Below are 24478 nucleotides of genomic sequence, written 5' to 3' on the forward strand. Positions count from 1 at the left end.
GGTCCATCCCGGAATTATGGGACGCCGTGGCCGTCGCCATCGATCGTTTCCACCCCAAAGAATGCGAAAACCTGTTCGCCCACGCCGGCTACGATGCCTAACCGTGATTATCCAGAAACTGCTCTAGCCCTTTCTTTCTCCGCGAAGCGGTCTCGTGCCCGAAGGGGCAGGAGCTCCGCTCCTGCTCCCGAGCTCGCGCGGAGCAGCGGGAGAGAGGGAGGCAAGGGAAAAAACGGAGGGGGTTCGCCCGCCCGAGGCAAAGCCGAAGGGGCGACGCATGATCCGCCTAAGCGGATCCGCGTCGATCCTGCATGTAGCGCAGCCGAAGGCGTAGCGGAGGAAGGACGGGGAGACCGTTTTTTTCCTTGCGAGGGAGAGAGGGCAGCGCCCTCTTTCCCTCACAGACGCAAACAAAGTCGGCCGCGATCGCGGCCGTCACTCGGAAATGAAAGGAGCCGTCACCGGCTTGCGCCAGGACGGCTCCCGCGGTGAGTGGCAAGAAGGGCTAGCGACTTACCATCACCAACTCGTATTTGGCTGAGCAGGGTGCACTATGCTGATTTCACCCCGTTCTGTAAACGGGCGATATGCCAATTTGGTGCACGCCCTACGGCGTTCTGGCTGCGAAGCAGCCGCGCGTCCGATCGTCACCCGAATGGGAGGAGACTGGCTGTAGGCAAGGCTCCGTGCCGGAGGCATAGAGCGGTTTCGCGAAGCGACGCGCCCATAACTTCTACCATGATCACGAGATTCGAAGTGCATCCAGTCTACCAATTCGGTTACATTAATTCGACCGAACACCGGCGATCAACCGCAACTTGGCAGGATCAATTGCAGTATCCTCTTTCGAGGAATGGATTTCTCACCTCGGTTTACAGCAGATCAACGATCCGCAAGTTGGCAAGCCGGTCTATCGGAAAAACCAGCTTCGGCGAACTGGAGCTAAGTGCCGAAATTGAAAAAAAGATCAGCACCAGCCTTCGCAACGCTCGCTATCGACGGAAAATCGCGCAATCGAAGCTGGCGCCGATGCTCGTGCGACCAGGTTTACAACCGCTACGAAAACGCGGTTTCGCGGCTGACAGTCGGCCGGTTCCCTCACACCTGCGAGGTGCTGGACATTTCGCCGGTGGAGATCCAGTTTCCGGCGCGCCGCATCTTTGGTGAGAGGACGAGGCCGAAGCGGAGACTCGTATGGCGATCGTTGAAAGGCAGGCGAATTTCGACGGGCTCATGCTTCAAGCCAATCTGGGCTTTCTTCACCATCAGAAGACGAAGTAGGCTGACGAGGGCAGCAACGGCTATGACGGCGCGGCACCAGCCGCGCCCTCATTCTTTGCTGCTGTTCACGCTGCAATCGGGAGTGACATTCATGGCGGCAAGTAACAATCGGCTCATGAAGGCGAGCGAGATTCCGGCGTTTGTCGATGCGATCATCAAGGCAGGGTGCGACATCTGCGCCGTCGGCCATGACAAATATGTGGTCGGGGATGCCGACCTGTCGCCGGCGGAACGGGAAATCGCGTGGCCGAAGATTGACAAGATTGAGGAGACTTACGGCGATCGCGATTTCCTCAAGCTGGAAATCGTTGCCTACCTGCGATCGATCGGCAGGTATCTGGATCCCGGCTCGCCGGCGACGCACTGGTCGGAGAATACGAGAACTCATCACTGAAGCGCCGGCGGCACCCTTCTCCGTCATTCTGTGAGAGGAGACTCCTAGCCACTGCCTACTGCGGTCAAGGTGCTGGAACAAATTTGACCGCTGTATATTCTTTCGACATGAGCGATGCCGCGGTCATTTTTGCCTCGATGAGGCGGTCCGGTGCGAGATCCGGCACGAGCTTGCCGTTGCCAGGGCGCAGCATGGCAACAGCTGGGAGGTCCAGTCGATCGCCAACAGCTGGGGCGACACCATGGATGATCGCGAGACATTAGCGGCAATTCGCTTGTTCAATCGCACCGGCTCGATGTTTGCCGGTGTTATCTGCTCCATACACTGATGCCGTCTCCCAAGATCGGGCCGGGCGATCGTCTGACGATAGTCGATGCGCCGAAGGTATGGGGTGACGGCCGCGTGACATTTGCGCTTTTCAGACCACGGGATCGGAAGGCATCATGAAATGGGCGCGCCGTACCACCAGCGCCCGTGACCGGCCGAGTATTGCCGCCGGCGTAATCCCGCCTCTCCTGCCGACGCTGGTCGATCGCGTCCCGCAGGGCCCTGATTGGCTACACGAAATCAAATGGGACGGCTATCGGATCGGGGTCTATCTCGACAAAGGCAAGGTCAAAATCCTTACCCGCAACCTCCACGACTGGACCGTCAGGTTTCCGACCATCGTCGCGGCGGTGGCCGAGCTCGACGCCACGGACGCGATAATAGACGGTGAGGCGTTTGTCGCCGACGACAAGGGCTTGTCGCACTTTTCCAGTCTTCAGCGGGCTCTTGGCCGCGGCGGGAGACGTCAGGACATCATGCTTGCCGTCTTCGACCTGCTCAAGATCGACGGCGAGGATCTTCGCGATCGGCCACTCGTCGATCGGCGCAAAGCGCTAGTTAATCTGCTGGGTGAGACGCCGCCAAACGGCATCGTTTTGAGCGACGAGATCAGCGGCGGCAGCGACATTCTCGCACAAGTCTGCCAGTTCGGCTTCGAGGGCATCGTCTCCAAGCTGCGTGTCAGTCCATATCGATCCGGCCGGCGCCAGGAATGGGTGAAGACAAAATGCGTGCTGAGTGATGAGTTCATCGTCATCGGCTACGAGCCCGGCAACAGTTACGGCGGTCTGGGAAGCGTGCTTCTGGCGAATGTCGAGGACGGAAATCTGGTCTTCGCCGGCGGCGTTGGCACCGGCTTCAATGCGCGCACCGGCACCGACATGATACGCCGGCTCAAAGCCACTGAAGCCGAGAAATCAACTATTCCCGGTCTCAAAGTGAAAGGTGCAATTTGGACGCGGCCGGAGATTGTCGTCGACGTCGAATACCGCGGCTGGACCGAGGATCACCAGCTCCGGCATCCGTCGTTCAAAGGAATTCGCGAAGACCGGTCGGTTGACGAGTTTCTGTAAAAAGGCCTGATCGATAGGGTGGACACCTCCTAACGGCATCGCGATGTGCCAAGGTAGCGGTGTCGAAACTTTGGCTGGAGACGCGATCATTCGAAAGTACGGGTCAACGGGCAGCAAGCGACCTTCCCGAGCGGTAGAACCTTCAAGATGAGGGTCGATATCGTCGCGCGCCTATCAGCCGCTCCGATGAGCCCTCTCGCGGGCTCTGCTCGCACGCCAGCGGGTTCACGCGACACTGGTTCGCGGCTAGACTATTTTGGAACTTCCATTTGGGGGGAAGAATATGAAACAGGCCATAATTCTGTCAGCGGTGCTGCCGCTGCTGGCGCTCGCTGGGTGCAACAGCACTGCGGATCAGTGGCAACAAGCTACTTCGCCGTCTTTCGCCGGTCGCTACGAGCAAGCGAAGGCGATATGCGAGGGCAGGGCGGCGGAGAACTTTGCTGGGGCCAATAGCGGCCTTCTCATACGGGCCGTATCGTCCGACGCGGTGTTCCGTGGCTGCATGGCTGAACAGGGCTTCGTCAAGAAGTCGGGTCAATGACTGCCAGGTTCGTAGCGGCAGTAACAGCGCTCCTGCTCGGTGTCTCGACTGCTGCGTTTTCCCAAGAAGCGCAGGAAGCATTCACTGAACATTTGATCCATCAACTTACGTGCAAGCACGCCCCAGATCCGACGGCCACCCTACTCTATTTGAACAAATCCAAACGCATTCACCTCGACAGGGGCGAGGGTGCAGACAGCGAGACCTGCTGGGCGATCCGGCCTCAGCTGGAGGTGAAGGGAGCTACTTTCACCCATATCTGCGCCTCAGCCGAAGATCGGCTATTGCTCGATCTTTTCCCTCGCCTTTACTGGCGTGGGCCGGGCACTTCGGCGGGAACTGGCTTGCGGCTAGTCTCTGAGGAAGATACCGCAACAATCAAAGACTGGATCAAGCGAACGATTACGGCTGACGAGACAAAACTTGAGGTCGGCGAACCGACATTTGTCGATGGCAGAACGGAAATTTCGTGCAACAGCCTTAGCTTCCCATATCAATAGTGGCCAAATGTGCACGACAAGTGCGGCACCACGTGGGCCGCACGCTTCTTTCGGCAGGGGAGTGAAATCCTTTGAATCAGTCGGCACAGAAGGATTCAGCGCCATGAAATACGATGTCAAAGTTCACGCCCGGAAGATCGCAAATCCGCGTGAAACGGTTGAACGCTACTACATCGTCGAGGTGAATTACCCTGACGAGGTAGACAAGCGGGCAATCGCCCTTGCGCGGCAGGACGGCGCCATAGTCATCAAAGTCTTGCGTAGAACATGCATGGCGCGCGGTGACCCCATCGCGATGCCCTCTTTCGGCTTCGGTTCGCGCTTTTGCCCTGACAGTTGCTCGCTGGCGACTTGTATCGAGCTCACTTGGTATCTTGGTAGCGTCGTCCGCAGTGTTTGGTTTTGACCGGAACCGGGGAAAAGAAGAAGAGAGCCATTCCGGGGATATGTGATCTTTCAAACAGCCTGGAGGCCGCGGGTCGAAGGATCCAGGATAATGGACGGGACAAGTTACTCCACTTCGAAGCCCTGACTGGTGAACTTCAAGGTACGGCTGTTCTCGGTGACCGTCCGGACCACGTTGTCGGGCGCTCCTGTTGGTATTCTGGCCTCGATCTCAATAGTCACAGTCACCTCTGAGCCGACCAAGCCGACGAGGTGAGAAATTACCTCGTCGGCGATCCGGCCTGCGTCACGGCCGACTCGAGCTGGATCAACGACCACGGTGCCGTGGAATCGCTTAGGCGTGCGAGCTGTTGGCCTCACTGGGACGGGGCCGTCACCGGGGGCATTAGGCTGATCGCCCGGTTGCTCACCTGTATCTCCGCCGGTCGACGGCACCGACTTCGGTGCGGCGTCGGCAGCTTGCTGCCGCAAGGCAACATCGGGCTTAACGAGGACCCCGCCAAGGCTATCGACAGAAGCGACTGCTTGTTGCCCGCCGCGCAGGCCGCGATACCTCCCTGCCGCCTCGTCAAAGCTGTCTGCGTAGGCGAATGATTCACTTTGCCACAGCAATAGGCTCAGTCCGTCCTGGACTGCCGCTGCGAGCACCTGTGAGTCTTTTAAGCGTGGCAAATAAAGATATCGCGCGAAGTCCTCTGCGAGCTGCTTGACTGCGACATCATCGCCTCGCCAAAGAGGGACGCGGTCGAGTTCCATCCGCAGTCGGGTCCCGGCCAGTACAGGCACGAGAAGCTCTTCGTTACGAAGCCGCTTGCTGGCACGGACGGCAAGTGCGTCCTGGCCAGACAGGCGGTACGCGTGCCATTCGATTGGAGATTGCGGGCTACTTTGCGCCGGAACAAGCAGCCACTGATAGGTTTCAGGGAGCCGGGCAACAACAGCTCCATCGGCAGACTTCACTTGGGTTTCGGCTTGCTTCAACTGTTGGGGGTCGAGATTGAGAGCTTCTTTCTCTAGCGTGATAGACTCCCAAGCCAGATAACGGCGCACCGCCTCGCCCAAATCTTGCAACCGCGTTTGGTCGACGGCCAGGAAGGTCAACGTGTTCCTGAACAGTCGAGGCGCGGCCCCGCGCGATTCCAGTATGGCGTTGGCCGCTGACTGGGCTTTGTTCGTCGGATCCTTGCTATAGGGATGGTCGATGCTCAGCACGACCAGGCGGGCGTCCATATCATCGGGCACGTCCGCACCGGACTGCGGCAAGGGATGTATGCGCCGGAACTCGCCGGCTGACCGCAGATCGATGCGCAGGCGGCGATCAATTTCCTGCACGACAGCGTCCGGGTTTCGCTTCAACTGCTCGGCGCGATCATCTGCAAGCTTGGTAACGGTCGGCTGGGTCGAGTACCAGTAGCGGGCGCCGTCCTGATAGAGATAGGTCGCTACCCCGCTCAATCGCCGAAGCGCATCGCCGAACACCGCAGGCGATTCGCCCGGCATGACGCAGCCAAGTTTCACGCGACGGTCTTCGAGGCCTCTATGCGCCGCTTGCGTAAGCGGGGCCGAGCCCAGGTAGATAGCGCGTGCGACGCGTCGGCAGGCGGCGAATTTGCCGAGGTTTGGTACTTCACCATCGAGCCGCAGCGGCAACGAGCTGGGACCGTCCACGTCCTTCTCGATGACCGGCACCCAGTTGTCCGAAAGATAGCGCGTCAGTTCGAATTGCACCCGAGGATCATCGATCGAGATGTTTGCCGGCAGAATCATCGGATTGCGGTCGCCCTTCTCCCACAGGCTGTGGATCACTGCGGCCATAAGGCGCAATACGCCGCGGGTGCGTTGGAATTTCACCAGCGTCGACCAATCTGTGTAGAGCCGATCGAAGATCTCGGGATGGATTGGGTAGGCTGCCTTGAGCCGCTTTTCATAGTCGGCATCGCGGCACTCAGACGGAAATTCCTGATGCTGCGTCCGGTAGAGATCGGCGAAGGCGCGGGCCACAACGTCTCGGTCCCTGAATTGCGCCGGATCGGACATCGGCTCGAACAGCCGTCGTCTGACAATCTCGAAGCCCTCCTCGGCGCTGGCGGGTCGCCAGGAAGATTCAACGCGGCCGACGACATTACGCAGCCGATCAAGTGCTTCGCGCCCACGTTGGCCGCCCACCTCGACATCATCAGCTTGGGTGTGAGGCGAGCCCGACGTGTCTGATGCTGGAAGGCTGATAACCAGCAGGCAATTATTAGCCAGCTTCGCCGACTCGGTGAGGACCTGAGCGAAAGTGAATTGGGTTTCGAATCCGCCCGCGGGTAAGTCGGATTGGTCGTGGAGTTGACGCGCGTAGGCAACCCACTCGTCTATCAAGATCAAGCATGGTCCGTACTCCACGAATAGTTCACGTAGGACGTCGCCTGGACTCGTCGCATTCACATCGTCAGCTTGAATTCGTGCGAAAGCCTTCTTACCGCCGAGTTGCCATGCCAACTCTCCCCAAAGTGTGCGAACGACTGTGCCGTCAGGCTTCGTCGACGGATTGCCAGGCGATATCTTATTGCCCACCAGCACGACGCGCTTTGCTATCGGCAGCTTGGTCGCCCCAGCATCCTTCATGACGGCATCGATGCCTGAGAGCTCCGTCGGAGAGATACCGGAGAACATATGATAGAGGGCCAACATCGAGTGCGTCTTGCCGCCGCCGAAGTTGGTTTGAAGTTGCACCACCGGGTCGGCGCCCTGGCCAGAAAGCCGCTGCACGGCACCAACCAGCATCCCCCTGAGGCTGTCGGTCAGATACGTCCGCCGAAAGAACTCGACGGGATTCTTATATTCGTCCGTGCCTTCGCCGAGATGCACCTGCCAAAGGTCGGCCGCGAACTCAGCCTGCTGATAGCGGCCGCTTGCCACGTCCCTGTGCGGGGTTACGACCTCACGCCAGGGCTTTAGGCTCCCTGTCGCCTGACTCTCGATGGCGGTTCCCGCGCTCTTCCGTTTTTCACTCCGCATCTGCTCGTCGAAGATGAGTCGGCGTAGCTCCATCTTCATCTTACTGACTTCATCGGCCTGCGACGCGGAAACGGCTGTGAGCAGGCGCGCGATTGAATCCAGAGCCCGGTCAGCATCATCCCCGGAAAATAGTTCCTGATGCGCCCAGCGGTTGCGGTAACCACGCACCTCGCCGACGAGCCCGCGCTCAGCCGGTCCAAGTGTCTTGCGAAACACATCGTTCCAGGCGTCCCACATAAGCTTCAACAGCAGTGCTGAGTCCCACTGGGTGATGGGCTTGTCGCGAACGAGCGGATCCTCGGCCATCGCTTGCACGGCTTGGATGGATTGCCCGTTATTCAACGCACTCTTGACCTCACGCTCGACGAACGGCGCAAGGCCAGCTTTGAGAAGTTCAAGGGCCTTGCCGACGCGTTCCTGATTCGTGACCGCCATGGCCTAAGTCCTCCCGAACATGTCAGGTTGCGTCGCGGGCCTCGCGATCCGCTCCTCGCGTGCGAGGCGCGCAACTTCTGGCCAGCCGAGAACAAGCGCGTTGTACCCGAGAGCTTCCTGGGAGAGCTTTCGTTTCTCTGCGATCTTAAACAGGCGGTAGGCCAAATCCCGTGCCGCTTCGCCGTTGGAACCCAGTTTCCGTAAAAGGACCGAAGTCGCTTCGTCACCAACCGCCTGATAATGGTACAGGCGCAGAAGGTGATGGGTCATTTCCCAAACAGGTATGCTTTGATCGTTCTGCGGATCCCAGTCGGCAGGTAGTTCGTCGGGACGGAGCAAACGCACCTTGCCTCCCTTTGAGAGAACGATGCCAGCTTGCTGGAGACCAGAGACAGAAGTGACCTTCGCTTTGCTGAGTATTTCGGCATCACCAAAACCGCCTTCAGAGAATCCGAACTGCTCGAACCACGCGATTGCCCACCGTGTGTCCGCATCAAATTCATCTTCTACTTCACTGAGAACTTCCGTCAGGGTCTGATTGATAATGTTTATAGCCGCTCTGATTGATAATTGCGTCCCCGAGCTTTCGAGAATTCGACCATACCGGGAGTAAATGGCCATTCCCGGTCCCAGGGCAGCCTGAGCAAAGTCGACAGGTGCGATGTTGCCCTGCTGCAGATGTCGCAGGGCTGCGGGGAGAACGCGCTTCAGCTCCCTCCGAAACTCGCTGCTGGCGATTTGCGGAGCGTCGCTCGCACGGGGGCGGCATGCAAGGACGATGTAAGATGCTAACGCATTCGAGCCCATCGAGCGCATTCTCCAGGCCTGAGACGCGCGTACCGGCCAAGTCGCGGTGATTTGAAACCCACTGGAAATCAGCGCCTCAAGCAAAGTCTCCCACCCCGTGGTTAGGTCAATCGAAACTCCCGCCTGGTCCTCGTCTTCTCCATCCTCGTCTGCCTGCTTGAACGCATAGTAGACAGTTAGGGGAAACTGAGGGTCAATCTTGTGGCGCAGGGCGCTAAATGCCTTTCGGAAACCTGCTTCAAAATGCTCCTTGGCCATCTCCCGATTCCCGTGAAAATTCTCGGGTGATGCCGTAAGTTCTGGGAGCTTTGGCACCAATACCGTTGAGAATAGATCTGGTTGGATACGGCCTAGTGCTCGCCGCAACCAGATGTAAAAAAAATCGCTGAGTGCAGCATATCCAATGTTGTCATAATATGGCGGATCAGTGCTGACGAGAAGCTGTGTGGCTGAGTTTGTACCCGAAGCTGCGTCAATTTGAAGAGCGCTCCCAAGTTGTGTAGAGCGGGTTGCGATCGTTTCGATGCAATCCGCCACATGCGCGCTACATGTAGTCCAGCCGCCGACGGTATCAGCGAGAATGTTGGCCTCTGAAAAATCGAAGATCATTGGGATTGCTTGGCGCCCGAAAAGGTTCATTACCTTCTGATTTGACGGACTCCAACGGCAAAGAGAGTTATTAAAATCTGCGCATCGATCGACTGCGAGCGCCAGGAACGTGCAGACCGTCTCTGCGTATTGATCTGCTAATTTGACGTTGAATCCGGCTGCCAGCGCATCCGCGTGAGCATCTGCGGAAATTCCGCTAACGAGATCGCAGATTGCTACCATTGCCACCAGTTGGCGCGGGGTAAACATTTGCCAATGCTTTCGGATCCCGTAGTTTTGAACTCGAAATCCCAGCGCCTCATTAGGCAAGTCGGTGTCGGGATAGTCGTTGGGCATCGGAGCGTGAGCGCAAGCTGTCTGGTCGTTAGTGACCGAGACATAAGTTCGCCCACGGCGGATTTCGGCTACAACCGCAACCATGACCGCACCCAGACGACCCTTCTGACCCTCGCTTCGTATGTAGTCGAATGGGATCGGGTCACCGCTTAAGAGACATTTGAATCCGCCGCGGCCTGCCTTGGTGCCAGAAGTAATCGAAGTGCGATCTGATGGGGTTCCGCTTTTCACAACAAAACGAAACTCCCGTTTCATTTTATCTACAACCGGCTCCAACCAGGTCAGGCTACCCTTCTTGTTGGAGAGCCAGAATGTGCTCATCAAGGGTACGTGTGTTCCTTGAGCTGCCGGGCTTGGGCTGGCCACGGTCCGCGCCCAAATCCAAGCAATGATTTTAGCCTCACCGCCGCCCTGTTCCTTTAACAGACGTACTTTCGGATAGAGGGAGCCAATCTGTTTGACTGCCCGGTCATGTACAAGGCGACTGTAATAGCGGATGTCGGCAGCCAGTCCGTGCGTGCCACGCCAAGCGTCTCCACCTCCGATCCGTCGGCGATCTTCGGGATTTACAGGAGCGTGGTTGGCCCAGCGTGGCGCGAGCTCGAGGTTGCACTTGTTCAGCAAGACAGCCACTGGGTTTAGGTCGCCGGCATAAGCGTCAAAACCCATGCGATTGGCTTCTAGCGGAATAGAACCTCCACCGGCGAACGGGTCAAATACCGCCGGCAGCTTGCCGTCACTGTGCCTCAGCATTTCTGCCCGAGCCTCCGCATAGACCTCGGGCGATTCGTGGAGCTTCTTTCCCATCATCCGTCTTATGATGTCGAAGAGCCGCTCACGCTCGGCGTTCTGCTCTTCTTCCGTAGGCCATTTTTCCGGATGCGCTTCTGGATCATCCACGACCGAGGCAAAAAGAATGGCTCGCGCCGTCGGTAGCGGTAGACGCGCCCACCAATGGTGGATGCCCTTCGGGTGCGGGCCGATTCCTGGCATTTTGTCGTAAGCCGAAGCGTCGTTGATCTCAGGTAGCGGCAGAGCTACCTCGATTAGCTTTTTCTTCGGGCTATTACTAACGGTCATGATCAAAAACCAATCGGTACGTGGCTGGGTAGAGGGTGAGTTCACCGTCATCGCGCATGGCACGCAGTCGCGCGCCTGGCACTTCGATGGGGTCACCTTGCGGGGTTGAGAGAATGAGAGAATAGAGATCCGGGAACTTCTCGATTAGCCCCCAGATGTCCGCCTCAAGCTGGAGCGGCTGCTCCTCCAGGCAGTGATCCTTCGGCCAGTAGTGATGGACGAGTTCGCCTTTCGCCGTCCGCTGTTCCCAAGGGAAGCGATTATCGTGGGCCTTGCTGATCCAACTGCCGTTGGCGTGGAAAAAGCGATCGTCGCTCTCATTCTGATAGCCAAGGGATCGTGCAAACCGCTCGATGATGCTGGGCTTGACTGGTTTCGGAGCGGGTCGCTCTCTTGGCGGCGCAACATCCACGCCGTCCAACTCCCCGTGGATTTCATCTGGGTGTTCAGTCGGCTCGGCCTCGACCGCGGTAGCCGGTTCCGGCCTCACGTCAGCGTCCGGGCTTTTCGGTGGAAGAATATGATCGGCCACTGCTTCCACTCCGGCGGCTTGCGTGGCCTGTCCCTCGGAAAGCGGTGTTGCGCTTTCTGATGGCGCGGATGCTGATCGGGGCTCGAGTTTGAAGTTCTCTTCCAGATACTCAGTCACTTCGTCGACCGATCGGCCGAAACAATAGTTCAAGGCCGCAGTGACATCGGGTCGGCCAAAGACCTTCCCCAGCCGCTCCGGCACCAGCCGCGCCAGCTTGGCCCGCGGAAGCTGCTCGACGTAAAGCACCCGGTCGAGCCACACGACCTCGGCATGCTTTGGTGTTCCCGCCGGCGCGCCGTCGATATAAGGAATGATCTCCAGCGTTGGTGTGGTCCGCCACGCAGTGCACGAGAGATCCTCTGCATAGGCGCGGATTCGCTGCGCGTCGCCGCTGTCATCGAGTTCAATCCTGCAGAGTTCGGCCCCCAACCGGGACAGCCAGGGTTGCTTCTCCGGCGAGCCAGAAAACAAGAGGTCTTGCTGAAGGCGTTCCTCGATGCGGCCCGCAAGACGCGGTAGATTTCCGAAAGGCAACGTTTCCGTAATCTCCGCCGGCAAGCGCTGAAAGTCGGCGGTCTTTTGCTTCACCCATTCATGTAGATGGCTGTACTCCGTCAGCGTCTGCATGGTGAGCGCGTATTCAAGCGACGTTGTCGGCACCCATTCGCGCGCCAGATTCAACCAATGACCGCACTCGTACCATATCCGGCTCGCGTGGCGGGACATAAGCGCCCGAACGCGGCGGGCATCGTCCTGCGATAGCGCAGCCCCCGCAGGGAGTTGCTTGAGCCACTGAATGGCCAGATCCGCAGTTGGTCGTTCCGCTACTCCAATTTTCCGCCAAAGCGCCAGGTCGCGAACCGAGGCACGGATGATATCGGCGCCTGGCGCATCATCCTCATCGGCAGAGAGATACACGCCTGACAGTGTGGCCCAGCCAGTTCCCTCGGCGAGGATGATCTTCTCCTCCCGAAAGGCGTTCTTGATGTTCAGAAGGTCGGCCGTCGAACATGTATCGACCATCTGGTCGAGACGCCGATACCATTTCTCGACTTCTTGGATTGGTGGCTGGCTGGTTTGCGCCAGGGCTCGGAGGCAGTCCAGGAGGCGATGCGGTCCCGTGGGTGTGTCCCTGACTCCGAGCAGCGCCAGCAGTGGCCGAGTAGTTTCTCGGTCAAGCAGCCCATGGACGAAAAACTCGACATCGATAAGTGACTCGGTATCCGGCGTTCGTCGGAGCATCTCGGCGGGCTTGCGGAGGACACCTCGCGTGTCCGGGAGGCAAGGCAGATCCCGGAATTTCAGAATCCATGCCGGCAGGAGTTCATCGGAGCTTATCGCCCGCGTGCTGCCTGTCGTCGCGACATGCAGCGCGCGTGCTTTCGATGCTGACGACCAAAAGGATTCCGGCTGAGCAAGTATTCGATCGAGAACGCGACCCCAGAGGCGATCGTCATCCTTCGCGCCAGCGGCCCAATGGTTCCAAAAGGCATCGTCAAAGTCGAAATCTTCAAGGAAGAAACGCGATGTCTTGTAGTGAAAAGTCGGCGCGGACGATGAACCGCGCTTGCGGATCTCGGTTTCGATCTTCTGCCGGCCATACACCTCGACGCGCTTCTGCTTGAGCGGAGCGAACTCCAGAAGGCCAGAGCGCCCCGACGAAATCCAGCGCCGCCACTCCTCCGCGGTGCATGAGGTGAAATCCTTCGAATAGCTGGGATGAAGAAGATGCTCCGCACACCAGAGCTTCGGTAACAGAGACTCCAAGGTTCCGTCTCTGTCGAAAAGAACCACATGGGCACGCGATCTGAGCCGCAGATCGCTCGACGCAAATCTGAAGGACTCGCCTGCCGATACGCCCAGCTTCGCGGCGATTTGGGCAAGTTGGACGCAGTTTGGAAGGGCTTTCGATTCCTGATTGAAAAATCCGGAAGCTACCTGATCAATGACCTTGTTGACATCGCTCGTCTCCTCAAAGCCAAGAGTCTTGAGAACGGCCTGCGCGGCGGATGCCTCCTGATCAATTTCGGCTTCCTCAGCACCTTCCGTGCTCCTGCACTGCTCTGTGATGAAGCGCGTCCAGTTTTGATTCAATACTAGCAAGTGCGCGGAAAGGAACTCCCAATCTGCATCCGACTGGAGTAGACGCTTTTCCCCTAATCGCACGACCTCGGCAGCCGAATAGAGGACATTCCTGCCTTGAGCGGGAAATATCCTGAGTTTCGACCGGATGGCCGTCATGCGCCAGCCGGTCAGGTCCGGCGCCAAGTACGCCCATAATTTCAGGAGACTACGCCACGTCTCTGGCCTCGGTAGGTGCTTTGCCTGAAGAGCGGCAAGGACATGTTCCTTGCTTACGCGATCGACCACGCCCCGGCGGACCAGCTTTTCGCGATTAGCGACAGACACATGGCGGGATAGCGCCGGTCGGTTAGCACTGTCGAGGAGGGAAGCAACCTGTTCGGCGGGCCAGACATCGAACATTTCCTCCGGGAAGATGACGCTCTGCCCGCCGGGTCTCAGCGCGCCGTCATTAGTGAGGAGAAAGGCTTGGCCTTCGATCGCGCCATCGAAGGTTCCTTCCACCGTCGTCGTGCAAGTTCCTTCAAGCGAATTGTCATCACGAACAACATCAGGGAACAGCTCATAAGCCCGAGATCGTTCGACCACGCTAGCGTTGGCGTCGCGCAACCATCGAAGCATCACTGATGCTGCGAGCGCCCCGACACGCTCCAAGAGCCACCGATTTGTCGGTGATGTTTCTGGGTCCTTGATCTTGAGGCGGGCCGGGTCTTGGATGAATGGAGCGTTGCAGGCGAAGGGCAGCGAAGTCTCGACCCCCGTGGGCAGCACGACGTATAGCCGCCCATTGGCGCCAAGGACGATCTCGACCTTGCAGGGGGGGAAGTCCGCCTCCTGGTCAGCACCGAGAAGTCTCTCCTGCCGGATTTCGGACAATGCCTCGGAGGGAAACGCCTCTTCTACGGATCGCGCGAGCAGGAAGGCGTGATCAGGATTGTCATGCAGGGCCATCCACTCCGTATCTGGGACTGGCCCGCAACCCATGCTGCCCCAGTGCATTTCATGCTCGCCAATCCGAAGACGACGAATGTGTTTGAAGAAGAGCAGAGAAACCGGACTTTTGAGCCACTCCTCAAGGTTCTTCTCGACCTCCCGCTCCCGATGGCCATCGGCGATTGGTACATGGACTTCGGTGTGGCGTGTTGGAGAGGCGTCGCCATTAAGCCACTTCGGTTCGGTAAACCGCTGGCGCTCGAAGGCCACGGAAAGCGTGGGTGTCAGAAGACGAACCGTGTCCCCAAGACTAAACGTGCTCTTGAAGCCGATCCCTCGGAACCCGATCGTATGCAGCGCACGTTTGTTGGAATAGCCGAACCGGCACAGAGAAGCGAAATGCTCCTCGGCAAAATCCTCTCCATCATGCGTGAAGATAAAGCAATGGTCTTCGATACGTACCGTCGCCTCGGTGGCGCCAGCGTCGTCCGCGTTTTGCAGGAGCTCCGAAAGAATATGGCGAGGGCTCTGGACCTGCTTGAAGAGCTGATGCCAAGGGCCGGCGAGTTCGGGATCGCCTTCCAGCTGGTCCCAGCGTCTCGCCGCACGCTCGCGTATCCCATCGAAGTAATGTGGCTGCCCGATCATCTGGGCGGCTCTGCACGCGCGATCAACTCAGCAAAATTATAGTTTACGCTGGTGACGCCGAAATCCGGCTCGCGCTGAAACGGCCGACGGACATAGTGAAGTCGGTGATCGTCGCCATCGAATTCCACCATCGCAAGAATGAAATCATCTGGCTTGTTGAGCGAATAGAGGATTTCATTGCGAGTGACCGTGACTGTCGCTGCACCAGACACCCGCCCCTTTACCTCTATGAAGCGAAGGCGCCCCGTGCCGGGCATGCGGCTTTCGATGTCATATCCGAGTTTTTCCAATTCACGATCGATTGGCTCAAAGCCAAGATCACGTTCGACTTTCATCACAATCTGGCGAGCTTTTGCGGCGGCGGCCAGAGTGTCGGGGGATTCTGTGAATGTGGGCGATCGAACCCCGGTCATTGCAGCAACCAACCCGGCCGGAACGACAAGCATGCCGCCAAGGACGACGGGGGGCAAAGGAGAGATCTGCCGTTCGCGCTTGATCTCGTCCATACGCTTTTCTAGACGCCCCTGAAGGGCATCAGCACGCTTCCGAGCCTCTCCCGAGTTCAGCCGGGCATTTACTTTGCCGGATTGTTCCTGAAGTTTTAGCTGTTCGGCACGATGATCCCAGTAGTTGATTTCCTTTGTCAGCCTGTCCTTGACGGCGGCCTCAGTCTTGCTGAGCAATTCGAGCTTACGTGACCTAACCTCATTGAGGTGCTCCGGCACAACATTGGTGATGGCATAGCCCTGGGCCTTCTGTTCGATCTCCCGACCGATCCAAGCAGACTCAGCCCGAGCGAGGAACGCTTCCACAGTTGGCTCGCCGTCGTGGAGCGGCCGATAGTCAAGATAGGGTGCGTAGTTCAGATGGCGGGCCTGTCCCTCCGCGTCGATCTCAACGTAGAGCATCCGCTTCGATACGATCCGCCGGTCTCCGCTTCGCGTAATGCCTGCGTCCTGAATGGCATGTTCTAGAAAAAACAAGACGCGCGGAGTTAGGCCCGGATCACGGTCATCGACCAGGACAGTGCCTCGCCGCAGGAGATCGCGATGCCGCTCCAGGGTGAGGTCTATCGCCGCGTCGAGAAGTGGGTGGCCCGGACACACAAAGGCAGCGAGAGCTAGGCCCTGTGGGGCAACGAGCGACTTTTCAAACGCAATACGCTCGTAGCGGGGTAGTACCGGTTCACCGAACCCAATCAATCGATCACGGTTGCGTATCGGCGCGGGTACATGGGTGACCTCGTATCGCCGTGGCTCGCGCTGCTTTGCCTTGCCGCCTAGCTGCTTGAACGCCTCCAGGAAAAAGGATTCGATATAGTGGGGCTGCAGCCGGCGTGCCTCAGCACGCTCCATCTCTTCACGTATCCGATGGACCTTACTTACGTCCATCGAGTCATGTGCCAGCGCGTGCTCCTCTAGCAGGTCTCGAAGCTGGGTCCGATCAAGCGCGCTGTCGACAGCCTGGGTAAGCCTCGCCCGAACCTCCGGTAGATCTCCGTAGCGTATAGCTTCGATGAGCAGCTCTCGCAGAGGGCGTCCCTCGAACTGAAGCTTACCTAGGACATCGAAGACCTGTCCTCCGAGGGTCTTGCGGGCTTGCTCCAGCTTTTCGAGGAGCTTCCGATACACATCGCCCTCTCGGGTTCCTTCCGCGATGAGGTTCCACAGATGACAAACTTCGGTCTGACCAATGCGATGGATGCGGCCGAAGCGCTGCTCCAAACGATTCGGATTCCACGGAAGGTCGTAGTTCACCATCAGATGGGCACGCTGGAGATTTATGCCTTCACCAGCGGCATCGGTTGCAAGTAAGACTTGAACCTCAGGATCGTGTCTGAACGACTCTTGTGCCTTCAACCGCTCCTCGCGGCCCATTCCTCCGTGGATCATGACGACCGACTGCTTGCGACCCAAAAGGGTAGTGATCCGCCCTTCGAGGTAGTTCAGCGTGTCTCGGTGTTCCGTAAAAAGAACCAGCTTCTGCGATGGGGAAGGAGTCGGCTTTGGGATAGGATGGACATCCACGTCATAAGGAGCTGGGTCCCCCTCGAGTTGGTTGGCGATGACAGCCGGAGTAAAAATCTCGGACAAAAGGTTCGCAAGCTCGCGCCACTTCTTGTCTTCACCGCTACGGCGGATCGAGTGCGCCAGGGCCTCAAGGCGTTTCAGGGTTTCGATTTCGTTGCGCAGTTCCGCGATGCTTCGCGCGGCCGTCGCTTGATCGAGTATGTCTTCCTCGGCCGCCTCGACCTCATTGTCGGGCGCATCCTCGAGATCCTCGACGTCTTCTGCGGCGAGCGCCGGAGCCGCCGCCGCTAGCGCAGGCGCGACTTCGCCGCCGCGTTGGAGCAGCTCCAGCTCTCTGAGCCTGCCTTCCAATCGTTCCCTTCGTCGCCTTAGAGACTGGTGGATCGCTTCCGGCGAAGACGCGAGGCGGCGCTGGAGAATGGTAAGAGCGAAACCTACGGTGCCGGCGCGCTTGTCATTCTCGAGAGCCTCCGCTCGATTGAACTCTTCGCGCACGTAGTCCGTGACCTCCTTGTACAGCTGAGCCTCTGCGTCCGAGAGCTTGTAGGGGACGGTATAGGCAATTCGCTCGGGAAAGAGAGGCGTGGCATCGAACTTGAGTAGATTTTCCTTGACCATCCTTCGCATGAGGTCGGAAACGTCTGCCGCATGCACGCCATCTCGGAATCGACCCTCAAAGCGGTCACCGTCAAGAAGCGCCATAAATAGCTGAAAATCTTCTTCCTTGCCGTTGTGCGGCGTCGCAGTCATTAAAAGGAAATGTCTGGTCAATGTGCCGAGCAGTTGGCCCAATTTGTAGCGCTTAGTATATTTAATTTCCCCACCGAAAAACGTGGCGGACATCTTATGCGCTTCGTCGCAGACGATTAGGTCCCAGCGGCAATCAGGGGCCTGAAGCTTTTGCTGCACATCTTCATTGCGCGAAAGCTTATCGAGCCGCGCAATAACCAAGTTATTTTCGAGGAACCAATTGCCAGTCCTGGCTGCTTCGAGCTTGTCGTTGGTCAAGATATCGAAGGGTAGATGAAACCGTCTATACAGTTCGTCCTGCCATTGCTCTGCGAGACTACCTGGGCATACGACTAGGCAGCGATGGAGATCGCCTCGTGCGATCAACTCCTTCATCAGAAGGCCGGCCATGATTGTCTTGCCGGCGCCCGGGTCGTCTGCAAGGAGAAATCGCAGAGGCTGACGCGGCAGCATGGACTCGTAGACCGCAGTAATTTGGTGCGGCAGTGGCTCCACAACGGAAGTGTGAACGGCCAACACTGGATCGAAAAGATGGGCGAGCCGAATTCGCTGCGCTTCAGATACGAGCCGGAAGAGCGTACCGTCTCCGTCGAAGCTCCATGGGCGACCTAGCTCTACAACGCCAATTCTTGGCTCATCATGCCTATAGAGCAGTTCGTTCGCGACCTTACCTTCGGGCGTCTTATAGGTGAGTTCCAGAGCGGCTGAACCATGCCAGTGAACATTGACAACGGTGACCAGCCCATCTGGCAAGATGCCGCGAACGGACGCATTGGGTTTCAGGTCTTCGAGTTGAGCCATCTTAAGAATCCTCGCGATGAAGTATCGCCGAAATTTCCCGAACACAGAACGGTTGGCATGTCCCCGCAGCCGTCATGTTAATGAATTCGATAGAAGATCGCCGTCATTCGTTTCCTCACGCATGTCGCATCCACAATCCATGCAACGGAGGCCGACCGCAGGGATGCGTTCAGGCGCTTCTGGAGCATTTTGCGCCCACAGACGACGCTAAGATCCCATGCGGACTTTCAGTGACTGAAAATTCCGAGTCGCTATTCGTAGCACTTTCGCCATGTACCCTTCGCCGGAAAACTCATGAGTGCTCTCCAGATGTCTTGGGGTTGCGGGCTCCGATCCCGTTGGCTCTTCCCGAATCGCCTCCGTTGTCTCGTCCATAGTCTTGCGTAAATTCGGGTGCTCGCTAGCAGGGACGGGCTCAATGCCGCCTGGCGACATATAATCGAGGTCGAAGGCCTGTCTGCTCATCACAGTTGTGTATTGATCGAGCAAGGCCGCTGCATAAGGCATTCGAATTCGGCCACAGCGGCGAAGCCGCCACGTCACCCGCTTGGGCCGCGTAATATCCTTCCCATCCTCACGCTGCTTCGACGCCGGTTCGAAGATTGCGGTGTGAATATGCTTGAAAGCGTCTTCGGATGTGAAGGTGAGTTGTAGGGGAGTACTGATCGTACCGGACATAGGTAACGCCTTCGCCTCGGCGAGCGCGTTCGAAGCGGCTGCTGTTCGATCGGCGTAGACCTTCTGCTGGCCCATCAGGAGATGGGCCGGAACCTCGTGTCCTTCGTCAACGCGAACGCGACCATCCTGGCGGAATGAAGCAAGATCCAGAATCGAAATCTTTATTGCGCTCGCATTGCGGAAGTCGCACGCCCATTGCTCTCCACGCAACGTGAAGGGAAGCAGCGGTGCTTTGGGGTCGGCCTTAGCTGGCTCGGTCCGCTTCCGCAGTGGGACAAGGAAAGCCGTGTCTTGCGCGCGCTTCTTCTCCTCCGGCCGGAGTGAAATGTCGCAGGGTTGACCAAGCAGCACATACTTCTTGCTGCTTACCTTCGTCGCGGCTTCGTCCAGATCGGCTTCGAATACGTCACCACAAGCAATGGGCGTGAGCGCGCGGTTCAGCAGTTCGTCTGACTCCCATACCTCTGCTTCCCGAAACGCGGAAAGGTTGGGGTCCGGTGCGGCGTCGACCGGCTTCAGCTTGATGCCACGAAGTGCCCGCAAGCGGTTTGCGCTCGTACGGACGCCCTCGTCCACCCCAAAGAACTCACGCGCCTGCTTTCCGAGATGCGCCGTAATCGCCCGCTCGACGACGTGAAGTTCCGAAACGCCCTCCTTGTATCCACGTTCGAAGACATGAGATTCGAGTTGCTCAGGCGGGATGCTGAGCAAACCTTCTGCAGCTTCATCAATCGCTTTCTGCAGCGTGTTCCGCGCGCGCACCAAGACCTCATGGACGCTGCGCCGAAGCCCCGCCCGCTTGACCGCGGTTCGAAGCGCCTCTTCCATCCCATCAGCGTCTTCGGCCTTGTCGTAGAGCCGCTCTTTGGCGATCACGCAGAGCGGGAGCCCGAGCCCTCCCAAATCCGCAAGCTGAACGCGCAGCTCGGCTTCGCTCTTGCCCTCTCCAGGAATATCGGTCTCGTGCGTGAGAATAAAGGCCGTTCCCCTGGAGTTTTTATTCCAAAGCGTTCTCAGAACATCCAGGCCACGTGTCTTTGACCCGCCCGCTTCGTTGAGATCTACGATGTAGCTGAGCTCCGCGTCGCCGGCGGCACATATCGCTGGAAGATCCTGATCAGCCTTCTCGAAGGTCCACCTATCGGCTTCTAAGATTCCCAGCAGTTCGCAGGCGCGTTCAATTGCCGCCACTGAGAGTTCGCCCGTCGCGAACTCCTCTTGATCGCCCTCCTTCTCGAAGAACGTAGCCTTGATAGCGGCAACCCGTTCAGGGTCAAGATCGGTGAGAATCTGAACAATCGATCCCTCAGCGGCCGCAGCGTCGAATTCGTACGAGGAGAGCGCGCCTAGCAATTCGGGGAATTCGCAAGCCTGCGCGGTTTCAAGGCTGTTGATCAGCAACCGTGCGAGCTGAGCCGGCGTGTCGCTGAAGCAGTCATCGATCCAAATGACACGCTTCGAGCCGAGGACATTCAGCGCTTCGGAAATCAGCATCGCTACGCTCGCACCACGAGAGGCCGGAGGTTGACCGCAAACCGGTAACGCCGGCCGTCTTCGTTGCGTTCGGGCAGGAGTTCGACGTCGCAACCGTCGATCTGCAACAGTTCGCTGACGATAAAGAGGCCCAAACCCTGCCCTGCATCGCGCTCCGGCTTCGCCGTCACGAAAATCTCGAACAGCGACTCCTCGTAATGTGGATCCACGCCGGGTCCTGAGTCGGAGACCACAAATCCGAAGGACGTAAGATCGATGGAGATCTGCTTCGGCCGTTGAACCTCGCCCGTGATATCCCCGCGCCGAATCCAGTAGGTGCTGTTACGCACGAGGTTGTCGAGGACCTGGATCAGGCGAGGTCGATTGGCTCGAACCACGATGCTGGTCCCCGAGATGATTGTGCGAATGCCAGCGCGCTCAAATGTCGAAGTTCGGGTCTTGAAGTACTCCTCGACCAATGCCCTAAGCTGGAGCGTTTCCTTGACCGCCCGAGCTCGTGGGAGCATTGGATCGATAAGAGAGGCCGCGCTCGATATCGCAGTGCAGGAGGACCTAATGGCACGCAGATGCGGAAGGACGCTGGCCGCCCCACTCTTTGTCGCTTGCTCAATCGCGGACGTCCTCTGGCGGATCTCCGTTAGATGTGTTCGCAGCTCGTGAGCCAGCCCCCGCGCGCTTAGCCCGACAGCCGCGCTTTCAAAAAGCGCAACCGCTTGTTCATCGCGATCTTCGAGTTCTAACTTCAGCCGTTCAAGGTTAAGCCCGGAGTGGGTACCGGTTGAGAGCTTCTTTCTAACCGTGTCCATCGCAACAATGGCGGTATTGGCAAGCTTTAGGGCGCGGGCCGTTGAACCACCTGACGATCCATCAGCAGATGCCTCCCGCTCCAGGCGCTCGATCTCCGTCTGGAGTTCGAATGACATGCGGTCAGCCTCCGTCCGCGCGTCTTCGGCCGACTGGAAGCCGGACTCAAGGACTTCGAAAGAGCCCGCGACGGTTTGGGCAACTGGCGAACCCTCAGGCCCCACCTGCCGCTTGTAGTAATCGTCCAGCGCGCGTCGGACCTGCTCCAGAGCATCATTCGCGAACGACTTGCAGCGGCGGGCAATCTGCATGAATCCGCGATAGGTGGCGTCTTCAACGAAACCCTCGCGATCAGATTTTTCGATCAGATTGAAGTTGTGTTCGCCTGTGAGCGCGAAGTAGCCGACGGTGTTATCAACGCGCATCCCATACGTGCTGCCCGAGGTCATTCCAGAAGAGAGCTCCAGCCAGTCGCCTTGGGAGCGGACGCGGAAGCCATCACGTAGGATTGAGATACCTGTCATGCCTTTGATCAGGCTGCGATCAACACCAATTCCAGCCGCTGCTGGCTCATCGGGGTCGCCGGCATCATCGAGATGAAAGAAGTAGAAGGCGCCCTCAAGTGGGCCGGGGTCGACGATCGCGGCGCCGCTGTCCAGCTGCATGTCCGACCACCGGAACGTTCGCTTGAGTTCGACGAACCAGGCGCCTTTGAGATCGACCCGCTTCTCGTCGTACGCCTTCAGGCGGCCGTACGTCTCCAGCGCGTTCGCGAAACCTGCACCGCCATCGCGTTCGAACACCGCAGCTGTGCGCTTGGCAGCCTTTGTGCTCCGCGTGGATGTGAACAAGCGTTTGCGAAACCGGGCCTCAGTCACCAGCACCCGCTTTTCAGGATCATCGGGGTCTGCCTGCCACACGAACTGGAAGTCGGCGATCGCCCGTTTCAGGACATCTTCAGTTACCGTGACCAGGGAATGGTCAACGCCGTCAAGCTTGATCCCGACAGGAAACGTGGACGTTACCTCGAATGGTGATATCAACCGTGCGAGGCTTCGCGTGATCTCGCTGATCCGGTCCTTGCGGCGCCATTCCGGCAGATCCCGCAGGCCTAGGACCGAGACTCGCGTCCCTTTGAAATTGCCGGGGTTCGGAAGCTCGTCAAGATACACCGGTATCTCGTCCACGGTACGAGCGGCTTCGCAGTCTGCCCACCTAAACTGAGCCACAGCTAGCGGACCGTTCGCCGAGGTCGATGTTTCGATACGGAGAATGTCGCCCAGTTTCATTGAGCCAAGTCGACCGAGACCCTTGTCCCCGAGGGGCGTTCGCCCCTTTGGCGTCTTGGCCTTCTGGGCGCCCGGCGCGCCGCGTTTGCTAGACCGACTGATTACCAGCCATGAGGTACGCAACTGATCCGGTCTGAGGCCGTCGCCCTTGTCCTCGATAGTGATGCGACCGGTGTAGTTCAGTTTGCGTCTGATCGCGTCGGCGTCATTCACCGTGCTGGTCAGAGGCTGTCCGGCGGCGTCCAAGAGTTCGACCGTTACGGTTTCGGATGGGAGATCGAAACGTCGAAGTTTCGCTGCGGTCCCGGACTCGACAGTTGTGCCGGTTTCGCGCGTGTCGATGTCAACGAGGCAGCCCGGAGAGTCTGCGTCATAGGCGTTTTTGACGCATTCTAAGATGGCTTGCTCGACATCGGTCACGAGCTCGCTTCCGAGCTGAACGAGCACGTGCGCGCCAACCTTCAGTTCCGCGTCACGGTCGGTGGCGCTGTCCATCACGCGAACTCGACGATCATCGTCGTTTCTGTGGTGATCATAACGCCCTGCGAATTGCGCGATGGCATACGCTTGTTAGGCAGCTGACGGCGCAATGAAGCGATTGGCTTCCCGCCCAAGCTTACGACGATGTCCCGGCAGATCGCGTCGAAAGGCACGGTCACCCCAGCGGCAGTACGATTCCCGGTGGTGAGAACCCAATGTGCGGAAGAAGGGGGATGCGTCCGGAGATGTCTGAGCGCATCGGAGAAATCACCGATAAAGCTCGAAACCTTTCGAACCGCCCGACGTTGGCCGCATTTCTCAGCTTCTCGCGTGAAGCTGTCGAAGTGCGGGGAAAGCGCACGGAGCGCCTCCTCCTTTTCCTCGGCAGCGCGAACAGTGCCCCCTAGACTGGCTGAGTCCAACGAGTTGGTGTTCAACCTGAGCTCCGCGGCGACCGAGCCGGGCAGGTCGTCTTCCGGTATCCACCGCATCGCGAGATATGAGAACTGCCCGTAGGGGATAGTAGTTTGATTATCGCCGTAAGGTGGGGACGTTACCATCACCTGGTGCTCGGTGGCCGCCCAGTCGAGTTGTGCCTTTCGGACGTCCTCACAGAGGATTTTCACCGAAGGTCTCGACGATGAGCGAGCACCAAGAAGGGAGCGATATTCCCGAACCCGGATCAGCGCCTGGCGCAAGTGCGCCTCGAACGTCTCGATCACCTTGTCCGCGGGCACTCGATCGTCAGGCTTGCGTATATGCAGTTTGTACGTGCTGGTGCGGCTGTTAGAGCAGAGCCGCACGGTCTCTGCGAAGACCGTCCACATTACCTTCCGCGCCCCCGCCTCGTTGACGCACAGGATGGCCCTGCGTAGCGCAGAGAACTTGACGGCGCTTTCATGGTCGAACCACTTGGTGCGTCCCGGAAAGTCCGCGTCAATGGTCTCGCTTACATCAAGCCGAAGCGCTTTCAGGAGTGTCTGCGCGGCGCCTTCGATGTCTGAGCCGCTATCGATAGCGGCTTTGGCTTCGCACACTAGAACGGCCAGCGGATTGATGTCGATGCCCGTGAAGTCAAGGTCGCGCATAAGGGCTTCGGTCATGACGGTTCCCGACCCAACGAACGGGTCCAATACGCGACAAAGCCTGGGCATCGCGGCCAA

General features: G+C 58.5%; 13 protein-coding genes. 6 read left to right on the forward strand and 7 right to left on the reverse strand.

Going from position 1 to position 24478, the window contains the following annotated elements; translation table 11 throughout:
- Positions 1-756: 756 nt before the first annotated feature.
- The 6 genes from D3227_RS41205 to D3227_RS26605 all read left to right on the forward strand — a co-directional run bounded on the left by D3227_RS41205 (position 757) and on the right by D3227_RS26605 (position 4525).
- Entirely contained in the window at positions 757-1167 is a 411-nt protein-coding gene (locus D3227_RS41205; protein ID WP_147377689.1) for a hypothetical protein, read from the forward strand.
- 205 nt (positions 1168-1372) lie between these two features.
- Positions 1373-1675 carry a hypothetical protein gene (locus tag D3227_RS26585; protein ID WP_120017300.1) on the forward strand — a complete coding sequence of 101 codons (303 nt, stop codon included), beginning with the start codon at positions 1373-1375 and terminating at the stop codon, positions 1673-1675.
- A 443-nt stretch (positions 1676-2118) separates the two neighbouring features.
- Positions 2119-3075: a non-homologous end-joining DNA ligase gene (gene ligD / locus D3227_RS26590; protein ID WP_120017239.1), complete on the forward strand. Its 957-nt coding sequence runs from the start codon at positions 2119-2121 to the stop codon at positions 3073-3075.
- Between the two features lie 283 nt (positions 3076-3358).
- A complete protein-coding gene (locus D3227_RS26595) occupies positions 3359-3619 on the forward strand; it encodes a hypothetical protein (RefSeq protein ID WP_120017240.1) in 261 nt (86 codons plus the stop codon).
- Positions 3616-4119 carry a hypothetical protein gene (locus D3227_RS26600; protein ID WP_120017241.1) on the forward strand — a complete coding sequence of 168 codons (504 nt, stop codon included), beginning with the start codon at positions 3616-3618 and terminating at the stop codon, positions 4117-4119. Before D3227_RS26595 ends, D3227_RS26600 begins: the two co-directional genes overlap by 4 nt.
- A 103-nt stretch (positions 4120-4222) precedes the next feature.
- Entirely contained in the window at positions 4223-4525 is a 303-nt protein-coding gene (locus D3227_RS26605) for a hypothetical protein (protein ID WP_120017242.1), read from the forward strand.
- Between the two features lie 104 nt (positions 4526-4629).
- Here the strand turns inward: D3227_RS26605 and D3227_RS26610 are convergent, their stop codons facing one another.
- From D3227_RS26610 to D3227_RS26640, 7 genes are all read right to left on the reverse strand, one after another.
- Entirely contained in the window at positions 4630-7962 is a 3333-nt protein-coding gene (locus tag D3227_RS26610) for a Swt1 family HEPN domain-containing protein (protein WP_120017243.1), read from the reverse strand.
- 3 nt (positions 7963-7965) lie between these two features.
- Entirely contained in the window at positions 7966-10794 is a 2829-nt protein-coding gene (locus D3227_RS26615; protein WP_120017244.1) for a DUF1156 domain-containing protein, read from the reverse strand.
- On the reverse strand, positions 10784-14989 hold the full coding sequence (locus D3227_RS26620; RefSeq protein WP_120017245.1) for a sacsin N-terminal ATP-binding-like domain-containing protein: 4206 nt from the start codon (positions 14987-14989) through the stop codon (positions 10784-10786). Before D3227_RS26620 ends, D3227_RS26615 begins: the two co-directional genes overlap by 11 nt.
- On the reverse strand, positions 14986-18570 hold the full coding sequence (locus tag D3227_RS26625) for a helicase-related protein (protein WP_120017246.1): 3585 nt from the start codon (positions 18568-18570) through the stop codon (positions 14986-14988). Before D3227_RS26625 ends, D3227_RS26620 begins: the two co-directional genes overlap by 4 nt.
- 207 nt (positions 18571-18777) lie before the next feature.
- Complete coding sequence (locus D3227_RS26630; protein WP_120017247.1) at positions 18778-20742, reverse strand: hypothetical protein; 1965 nt, start codon at positions 20740-20742, stop codon at positions 18778-18780.
- Between the two features lie 2 nt (positions 20743-20744).
- Entirely contained in the window at positions 20745-23330 is a 2586-nt protein-coding gene (locus D3227_RS26635) for a sensor histidine kinase (RefSeq protein ID WP_120017248.1), read from the reverse strand.
- Positions 23330-24418, reverse strand: coding sequence for a hypothetical protein (locus D3227_RS26640; RefSeq protein ID WP_147377690.1), 1089 nt, complete (start codon positions 24416-24418; stop codon positions 23330-23332). Before D3227_RS26640 ends, D3227_RS26635 begins: the two co-directional genes overlap by 1 nt.
- Positions 24419-24478 lie beyond the last annotated feature (60 nt).

Origin of the sequence: Mesorhizobium waimense, assembly GCF_003601975.1 — a bacterium.
GTDB classification, from domain to species: Bacteria; Pseudomonadota; Alphaproteobacteria; order Rhizobiales; family Rhizobiaceae; genus Mesorhizobium; species Mesorhizobium waimense.